Here is a 9306-nt window from a genome sequence, read left to right as displayed (position 1 = left end):
TTTATCTGTTTGCTAACTTTTATTACGCGATCGTTTGCATCATAGGCTTGGATAGTCAATATTTGTTCATCCGGTGCAATGCCGCTTTGTAGGTTAGCACAATCTGTTCTACACTCGGCATATCCTGACGACCAAACTCACTTTGCACACAACCACGCAACACGTCTTCTGCTGCTACCTTAATCAACTCAGGATGTTGCTCCAAAACGGTATCCAATAATCCAAACTCCGGGTTTCTAGCCCAATCTGGTTTGGAAAACTTTAAACGTAGTGGCTCGAATAAATGCATTTTCATAGACCCTTAAATAACAATAATTATTCCACAATAAATTGATTATTAATAAGTTGTAATTAATAGGCAGACTCTAATTAATCAATACCCATGTATATTCTTCCAACTACTGTGGATATTCTCACCAATTTTCTTCCTTCAATACTGAACCATTCATTTTAAAATAAATGGTATATCTATGGGGGATCAGATATATCTTTTTAATACTACCTTCACGTTGACCAAACTCGCCGATATTATTGTATTCAGGGGTGCCAAATATAAAATCGTAATCAAGTAACAATGGGTATAAATTTTTATTTACCAAAACATAACGATTTGAATCTTCAACCCATCGAATAATGTTCAAATCAGTATTATGCGTTAAAGGGATAACAGTGATATTATAAGAGTTTAGGGAATCCCTTTTTAATAAGAAAAATAATTTTTGTACTTCCTGTTTTGGAATAGATGTTAATATGTAGCGATTAAGGCGTACTTCAACACTATCTGGAAGAATGTACCATATTTTTTGAGATTGAGCGCGAACTGTGAATTGGGTGAAAATAAATATTATAGATACAATAATTATTTTTTTCATAGCTTATTAATTTGGTGTGCCGCTTTTTCCCCATATTTTTAATGCATCGGCTCCTATATTAAATGTTTTCTTGATTGTATGATTTTCTGTTCCACTAGTTGCTCCAACAATACGAGTAATAGTCCCGTCAGGATTTGCCCTGTTTATATTGGATGACTTTCCAACATGTCCCTTTCCAAACATTGCATTTACACCGTAAATAGGGATTTGTAAATCACTCGCGGTATGCTTGTCTTTAGGCGACATCGTTTTCTCTGTATAAGTCTCGGTTGAAGTAGACTCGGGATGACCATGCACTTGACCTATTAAAATTTTATTCCGCGGCTTTTCATTCGAATCTATATAATTTAATCCCTGTGAGGGGGCAGGAAAGGATGATACCGTCGATTCACCATTGGTTCCTGTAGCACCCGCCGTGGAAGAAATAGTAGCATTGCTCCTGTCAAGATAGAGATACGCCTGATGTTCTACCCCATCTTGAATTGACAAGTCTCCAACGGCTTGCACATCTGCCTGAATTTTTGCATCATCAACTTTAATAATACTACTGGCATCGGATGACTGCAGCTGTTCTGTAGCTTCATCATTGGTTGTTCCTTGATTGTTGCTTTTAATTTCATTAAACTTATCATCGTCTATTAATCGCATATTGGTAGACGATGCTCCGTCACTTCCGAGAAACTTACCATTCCTTTTGCTATAATAATCATCAAAAAACATCCCGTCTACATCAATAAACTTGATTGGATTATTGGCTCCGTAAGTATATGGACTCCATCTTCGCATTTTTTCTGTTAATGGGTCAATCGTATGCCATTGCCCTAACTGTTGATCATACATCCTTGCCCCGTAATCATATTCTTCCAAGCCACTTCCATCTGCAAATTCTCCATTTTGCAGTTCCTTCCCATTATATTTGTACTTGTTATCCAGCTTCCCTAACGCATGACTACTAATCCCCGCCATCGTCAACCCAAACGGATAATAATGCGTCTCCTCCAGCAATGGCCCACTGCTATGATTCACCACCAGATTATCAAAATACACATCCTGCCCACTCTCATTACTCACGTAAATATAAATAAACCCGGTCGATTTAATAGTCATCGGACTAACGGCCAAAGTTTGCAGCGCTCCCGGCGATGCCTGTACCTGCCGGTTTCCACTATTACTGCTCACCATATTGAACTGGTCATCAAACAACACGAAGTTCAGGTAGGCTTTAGGTTTGCTCGCATTGTCTTCACTACCCGTGGTCTGTTTAATCTGATCAAACACGCTACTGTTCATAGTAGTGGATGACATCGGGGAGCTGCTTCCCGTAGGCACGTGCGCACCGTCTGCCTGTCCGCCGGTGGCAAATGCCTGGAGCAAAGAGGTGATCATGTCCGCAGTAGAAGCGTAGCGGGTATTCGCACCGGTATTGGTATAATATGCTTTTATGCCGATAGTAATCACATCACCCGCCATTACACGTAGCACGATAGAAGGCCCGGTCTTCTGGCCACTTTGGGCATTGAGCTTGGCGGCATAAGTATTGGGATTGGTAGTACCATCCGCGGGATAACCGGTGGGCAGCGCAGTCCGGGTATTATCAATATTACTGAACAAGGCGTTTTCCACCGCGCTGTTGCCCGTTTCCAAGGTGGCGGCGTAAATGGCTGTATCACTTTTGGTGGTCAGCACTTCCCGGATATTGCCCAGGTGGTCCTTTAAGAAATAGTCAAAGACATATTGGGGGGCCTGACCGGTTTTCAACACCAGGCGTACCCGGCCTTCTTCGTGGGGGATGAACTGAAGGGTGTCATTTTGGTACACGATGCCACTGATATAATCGGTGGTGGTTATTTTGGCAGGACTGACGGTATTATCCGTTACTATTTTCCTCAATTTATCACCGACGGCACTATACACAAATTGTACAGTTCCTTTGCCGGTAATAGTCACTAGCTGGGGCAGGTTCAGGTAATTATAGGCAATGGTACTGATGGCCTTATTCTGGTCTGTTACCAGGTTGCCGTTGCCGTCATAGGTATGATCTGCAGTACCTGTTTGGTTACTGGTTTTATTCGCTGCCGGCTCATGGAAATTACCCAGGGTACTTGTTGGATCGGATATGCCGTCCCATACATATTGCAACTTATTGGTACTATCAATGGATTTGTAATGCAACTGGTCTACCGCCGTAATTTGCCCTGCCTTCAAACCATTTTGATTCATGGAAAGGATGTTGCCATTTCCATCATAAGAAAGGCTGCTCATGGTAAAGTCCACTTTATCGTTGGTATAGTCTGTGCTGCCGTTGTTCTGCTGCCTGAAGTCGGCGCTGGTAAGGCGGCTGGCCGCATCATAGCCATATCCGTATGCCCTTGCGATGGGCGCATTAAAACCTTTCCAGGTTACGCCGGAGATGTTGCCATTATACTGCGGGTTGGTAAAACCAGTGTTATAATTAATCTTTTCATGAGACCAAGTAGTATGGCATACTTCTTACCCAATTTTCCGCGGCAGAATATAACCGATCATCATCAGAAAAATATCACTTCCTAACGAGATCAGATTATTAACGAACTATTAAATGGCACAGTTTATTTTGCACTCCCCTGAGCAGTGTGCTTACTAATGTATAATACAAAATCCGCATTACTGCGACTTTTTGTTTATTGCTTCTGATAATGTCTTACCATCATTCAATATAATTTTTTCAAGAGGTATGTTTTTTGCAGGGTTTGCAAGCTTTAGTTTATTTTCTTCTAACTGGCTTTTTATTGCGACTTGAAAAGAATATGGCTTATGCCCATTTACCAGAATTTCAGATATTGAAAAATAGGGATCATACACTTTACCATCTTCTCCTTTAATAATAGGTACTGGTTTGCCGGAATTATTTTTTCCAACTTGCCAATTTCCTTTTGTAAGCCTGATAAGAAGTTCGCCGCAATAAGATACAAGAGGATAAAACATTTCAGCTTCATTTACTCCTTCTGATTCAAGCTTAGAATACATTTTATCAACATGCTTTAAAACATCTATACTGTAAGTAAATTTTTCATCAGGCACTCTAAAGAGTTTTTTAAACTTCTCTATATTGGAAACAACATTTAATATTACTTCTTCCGGCTTTGGGTCACTTAGAAACACCCTATCCATTTCTATGATATAGTTAAATAATTCGGCAAAAGGAATAATTTTCACATCCCTATCATTGTAAAAAATAATTGTTCTTTCATCCTTTTTAAGGATAAAAGCTTTTTCGGCTTTCAAATACTTCAAGACTTTAGGAACAATTGCCTTATGCTTATTTGATGATAAAAGCTCCTCAGCTTCTTTCATTGTTATTTTTGTTGCATTCATTTTTATTTTTTTATCATGTTCTTGTTGAGCATTAGCTTTAAACAAAAGCAAAAGTAAAACAAATAGTATTTAGGGGAATGGTGGTATATATTTATTAAGAAGTGTAACTGGCTAATTTTTCACTTTTATCAGCTTGTAAAGCTTGTTTTACCTGTAATAAAAGAAATCGGCACTTTAATTACATGTTCAATAAAATTTAAAACGAAGATAAGCTGATTAAATAAGAGGCTGTAAAATAAACTTTAAAAATTAGGATCTTTAAACAGTTTATTTTACTGCCTCGAGGCTTCTGCTGATTGGCTATAATCTACGTCACCATCTACTAGGGGCTTGATCGTATGAGAGTGGATAGTGGCTTGCACGTCCGTTGTCTTTTCATTCGGAAATACTGATGGCAAAACTTTATTGGGACTTTGTACATTGTCTTTAATAGTAGGATCAGGACCTGTAACAGACTCCACTACGTAACCGTTTATGTTGACGAGCGATGCTTCTTCTTTTTGCCCGCCGTTTGCTCGGGCTTTATCCAATACATCCAAGGCATCCTGTAAAATTTTATTACTTGGTAATCCCTTAACATTTTTTAATTGTGATCGAAAGCGTAATTATAGGGCGAGTGACGCCGCATCCTCTCTGAAAGCGGATCAATAGTAATCCACCTACCGATTTGAGGATCAAAGTTTTTGGCACCATAGTCGTACCAATCTAATCCAGAATTATCTCCGAACTCCTAATTATGTAATTCCTTCCCATTATACTTCACCCTATTCTCCTGATAATTTGACCCCTTCGACGCATTAGATGAGATCCCCCTCATTGTCAATCCAAATGGTTAATAATGATTTTATTTCAGAGAGTTTCTAATCCACTCTTCGCATAACCTTTGTAGATAAATCATAAATCAAATTACAGGGACTCACAAAAGTTGCTGTATCAAAAACAACTTTGCTCAACCTATGCTTATTCCAGGAATCCTCGAAAAGATGATAGGATTCATTATCATAATACATCATTTTAATAATTCCCGGAAAAATTTTAGGTTTAGTCGCTTTTGTGTTCGTATAAAGATTTAGTGTATCGTGCGTGACCTGAAAGTAAATAATACTTTCACCTTTGCCCAAACAAACATCTTGCTCGACGCTAAATCCAAGGCAGGGATCTTTCTTTTTACTAATATAATATACCATACCATCCACCCCCCATCCGAAACGATAACAATAAATTAAATCATTGTTTATTTTTCCCATAACATAGCGTTGATAATTCAAGCCAACATACGGATCTGTACATCCTGCTATAAGGATAATGACAATGTCTAAAAACCATATAGAAATTGTTGTCTTCATATTTATTATTTATCCCCGCCTGGGATATAAGAATTTAAATATCCTGCATCATATCCTCTGAGATTCTCCTACCGGTATACGGAATCTCTCCATAATAAGGTGCAGGTAGCTTTCACTACCACTGCTAAAAAATTAAAATCATAAAAAGCCACAGGTTCAACCAGCGGCTTTTTACTGTTACTAAATGGTTTATAAATATGTGTCCTGAGTTACCTCTCCGCACAATACTCAGAACATCAGGGGCTGCCTATTACATTACTTTTACTTTCGGTACCTGGCTTTTTTTGTTGAAAGATCCACGTACTCGTTTGCAAAATAAATAAGCGGATCAAGATAGCTTCTGAGTAAGTGAGATGTCAACCGCCCTCCATCCCAACCTTCCACTAATTTATAATGCCTCCCTACACTACTTTCAAGATACCATATAACTCCATCCTTTGCATCAGAAGGATTTTCTGAAGGGTTATTCCAAAAACCATTTTTAGTAAGAGTACCTACAAAATCATTCCAATCTTTTGCACCGAGATTTATAATTGTATCTTTTATAATCCCTTTTTGTTCAGAACTGATATCGAACTCCTTTATATTTGCATATATGGTATCGGTAAACTTATTCACACGTATTACTATTGGATTCTCAAAAGAGCGCAACCAGATAAACCTTATAAATTCTCCCCTACCGGTATATTTTTTCAGAACCGGTTCCCTCAGTTTAAAAAGAATGTCATCAGTCCAAGATCCATAAGAACCTGAAGTTGTATCTTGGGAAAAGTATTGAACTGACGTGTCATTAGGTATTAGTGGACTAAATTTATCAGCCATTACTTCTATTTTCCTACTCTTTTCCAAGCAAGCAAGTTGTGTAACACATAACAGTATTACTAGTAGTATATATTTCATATTGGTAATCTTAATATCTCGAAAATAGTTTTTGGTTGATTTGTTTGGATTTCAAATTTAGGTTCATTTTTATTGAAAATAATAGCACTTTGCCCATTTTGCCTTGTCTTGTCGTTGGGATCACTAGGAATCTCTGTACTAACTATGGAAGTTTCTTTAGTTTTGGGATCATACTTTTTCAGTGATCCATTAGGTGTTGCAACATAACCGACCATTCCTGTCCTATCATTTTTCTTTGTATCATGTTGGGAGAAATTGTTATCAGAATATGAGTTTCCGCTTATTGCGTTTCCATGAGTGTGTGCGTCAGCTACAGAAGTAGTACCTTGGGGTGCATCACTGACTGTTACCTGGGCATCTCCAGCTGCATTTGGAATTGAGTAACTAAAATAAGCTTTCCCATTCTCATCAGTTGCTTTATAGATTGTTGTGCCATATTCCCTTCCTTCAACTATGGAATTATCATTATAGAGCATCGCAAAATCTTTGACTGCTTCAGCTATTGATTTAAACTTGTCTCCAGGGTTTGATACCATCCTTCCGTCAGGGTCAATAAAGCGTAAAGGATTATCTATCGCATAACCATATGAAGAAAACCTTCTCATACTATCTGCAAGTGGGTCTATCGTATGCCACCTTCCTATCTGAGCATCATACATTCTCGCCCCGTAATCATACCACTCAGTCCCAGTCCCATCATTAAACTCTTTATTTTGTAATTCCTTCCCATTGTATTTGATTCTATTCGCGGAGTAATTTGCCCCTTTGAGTGCACTCGAACTAATCCCCGCCATCGTCAACCCAAACGGATAATAATGCGTCTCCTCCAGCAATGGCCCACTGGTATGGTTTACCACTAAATTATCAAAATACACATCCTGCCCACTCTCATTGCTCACGTAAATATAAATAAACCCGGTTGATTTAATAGTCATCGGACTAACGGCCAGCGTTTGCAGCGCCCCCGGCGATGCCTGTACCTGCCGGTTTCCACTGTTACTGCTCACCATATTGAACTGGTCATCAAACAATACGAAGTTCAGGTAGGCTTTAGGTTTGCTCGCGTTGTCTTCACTACCCGGGGTCTGTTTAATCTGATCAAACACGGTACTGTTCATAGTAGTGGATGACATAGGGGAGCTGCTTCCCGTAGGCACGTGCGCACCGTCTGCTTGTCCGCCGGAGGCAAATGCCTGGAGCAAAGAGGTGATCATGTCCGCAGTAGAGGCGTAGCGGGTATTAGCCCCGGTATTGGTATAATATGCTTTTGTGCCGATGGTGATCACATCCCCCGCCATTACACGTAGCACGATAGAAGGTCCGGTCTTCTGTCCACTTTGGGCATTGAGCTTGGCGGCATAAGCATTGGGATTGGTCGTGCCATCCGCGGGATAACCGGTGGGCAGCGCAGTCCGGGTATTATCAATATTGCTGAACAAGGCATTTTCCACCGCGCTGTTGCGCGTTTCCAGGGTGGCGGCGTAAATGGCTGTATCACTGGTGGTGGTCAGCACTTCCCGGATATTGCCCAGGTGGTCCTTTAAGAAATAGTCAAAGACATATTGGGGGGCCTGGCCAGTTTTCAACACCAGGCGTACCCGGCCTTCTTCGTGAGGGATAAACTGAAGCGTATCATTTTGGTACACGATGCCACTGATATAATCGGTGGTCGTTATTTTGGCAGGACTGACGGTATTATCCGTTACTATTTTCCTCAATTTATCACCGGCGGCACTATACACAAATTGTACAGTTCCTTTGCCGGTAATAGTCACTAGCTGGGGGAGGTTCAGGTGATTATAGGCAATGGTACTGATGGCCTTATTCTGGTCTGCTACCAGGTTGCCGTTGCCGTCATAGGTATAATCTGCAGTACCTGTTTGGTTACTGGTTTTATTTGCGGCCGGCTCATGGAAATCACCCAGGGTACTTGTTGGATCGGATATGCCGTCCCATACATATTGCAACTTATTGGAACTATCAATGGATTTGTAATGCAACTGGTCTACCGCCGTAATTTGGCCTGCCTTCAAACCATTTTGATTCATGGAAAGGATGTTGCCATTTCCATCATAAGAAAGGCTGCTCACGGTAAAATCCACTTTATCGTTGGTATAGTCTGTGCTGCCGTCGTTCTGCTGCCTGAAGTCGGCGCTGGTAAGGCGGCTGGCCGCATCATAGCCATATCCGTATGCCCTTGCGATGGGTGCATTAAAACCTTTCCAGGTTACGCCAGAGATATTGCCATTATACTGGGGGTTGGTAAAACCGGTGTTATAATTAATCTTTTCATGAGATCAAGTAGTATGGGATACTTCTTACCCAATTTTCCGTGGCAGAATATACCGATCATCATCAGAAAAAATATCACTTTCTAACTAAATCAGATTGATCGCTGAATTATTAAATGACACAGGTTATTTAACTCCTAACAAAGTATTATTAATTAGGTGTCCTGATTTTTAGGTCAAGTTCAACTCGTACTTTATCGTATATAACTCACTAAATATTTATGATCTCGTTTTGCAATTTATTATTCATGCTTTTCTTTAAATTTATTGACTCCTTCTTTTGAACTTCACTTCTTGAGTGATATTTTTAATTAAATATAAGAGTCCGATAATAAACAATATGACAGACAGTTGCATTCCTGTTTTTTCCGAATTTTCATAGCCATCGCCTTTCAAAATATACCAATTGTATTTTTCACTGTAAAAAACTTCTATCTGCTGTCCAATGGTGTCCCTCCGGGAAGTTAAAAACTGAATTTAGGTAAGATTATTATTTTAGCTTCTTACCAAAAATCAAAGCGATGGAACAGCAACAAGCTAATA

At 39.7% G+C, this 9306-nt stretch carries 6 protein-coding genes and 1 pseudogene; all 7 read right to left on the bottom strand.

The features are described from left to right. Window positions 1–70: 70 nt before the first annotated feature. A pseudogene (locus GA0116948_RS20485) lies at window positions 71–295 on the bottom strand (ISNCY-like element ISSydi1 family transposase); the annotation flags it as partial. Between the two features lie 118 nt (window positions 296–413). Then, window positions 414–872, bottom strand: a complete 459-nt coding sequence (locus GA0116948_RS20480) for a hypothetical protein (RefSeq protein WP_089715712.1) — start codon at window positions 870–872, stop codon at window positions 414–416. A 6-nt stretch (window positions 873–878) separates the two neighbouring features. Then, a complete protein-coding gene (locus GA0116948_RS20475) occupies window positions 879–3134 on the bottom strand; it encodes an RHS repeat-associated core domain-containing protein (protein WP_089715710.1) in 2256 nt (751 codons plus the stop codon). A 381-nt stretch (window positions 3135–3515) separates the two neighbouring features. Next, the gene (locus tag GA0116948_RS20470; protein ID WP_123891883.1) at window positions 3516–4226 is read right to left on the bottom strand and encodes a hypothetical protein; all 711 of its coding nucleotides are present in this window, start codon (window positions 4224–4226) and stop codon (window positions 3516–3518) included. An 860-nt stretch (window positions 4227–5086) separates the two neighbouring features. Then, window positions 5087–5572, bottom strand: a complete 486-nt coding sequence (locus tag GA0116948_RS20460; RefSeq protein ID WP_089715705.1) for a hypothetical protein — start codon at window positions 5570–5572, stop codon at window positions 5087–5089. Window positions 5573–5833: 261 nt separating this feature from the next. After that, window positions 5834–6472 (bottom strand): hypothetical protein, encoded by a 639-nt coding sequence (locus tag GA0116948_RS20455; protein ID WP_089715702.1) that lies wholly within the window; start codon window positions 6470–6472, stop codon window positions 5834–5836. Continuing rightward, complete coding sequence (locus tag GA0116948_RS20450) at window positions 6469–8520, bottom strand: DUF4329 domain-containing protein (protein ID WP_108675073.1); 2052 nt, start codon at window positions 8518–8520, stop codon at window positions 6469–6471. Before GA0116948_RS20450 ends, GA0116948_RS20455 begins: the two co-directional genes overlap by 4 nt. Window positions 8521–9306: the final 786 nt, after the last annotated feature.

The organism is Chitinophaga costaii (genome assembly GCF_900094705.1).
Taxonomy (GTDB): Bacteria; Bacteroidota; Bacteroidia; order Chitinophagales; family Chitinophagaceae; genus Chitinophaga; species Chitinophaga costaii.
The sequence above is the reverse complement of the archived record's forward strand: the minus strand, read 5'-3'. Positions and strand labels throughout refer to the sequence as shown.

What these genes read in the sequence shown, in the direction of transcription:
- GA0116948_RS20480 (WP_089715712.1), bottom strand. Translation starts at nt 872, where the DNA reads ATGAAAAAAATAATTATTGTATCTATAATATTTATTTTCACCCAATTC.
- GA0116948_RS20475 (WP_089715710.1), bottom strand. Translation starts at nt 3,134, where the DNA reads ATGAGCAGCCTTTCTTATGATGGAAATGGCAACATCCTTTCCATGAAT.
- GA0116948_RS20470 (WP_123891883.1), bottom strand. Translation starts at nt 4,226, where the DNA reads ATGAATGCAACAAAAATAACAATGAAAGAAGCTGAGGAGCTTTTATCA.
- GA0116948_RS20460 (WP_089715705.1), bottom strand. Translation starts at nt 5,572, where the DNA reads ATGAAGACAACAATTTCTATATGGTTTTTAGACATTGTCATTATCCTT.
- GA0116948_RS20455 (WP_089715702.1), bottom strand. Translation starts at nt 6,472, where the DNA reads ATGAAATATATACTACTAGTAATACTGTTATGTGTTACACAACTTGCT.
- GA0116948_RS20450 (WP_108675073.1), bottom strand. Translation starts at nt 8,520, where the DNA reads ATGAATCAAAATGGTTTGAAGGCAGGCCAAATTACGGCGGTAGACCAG.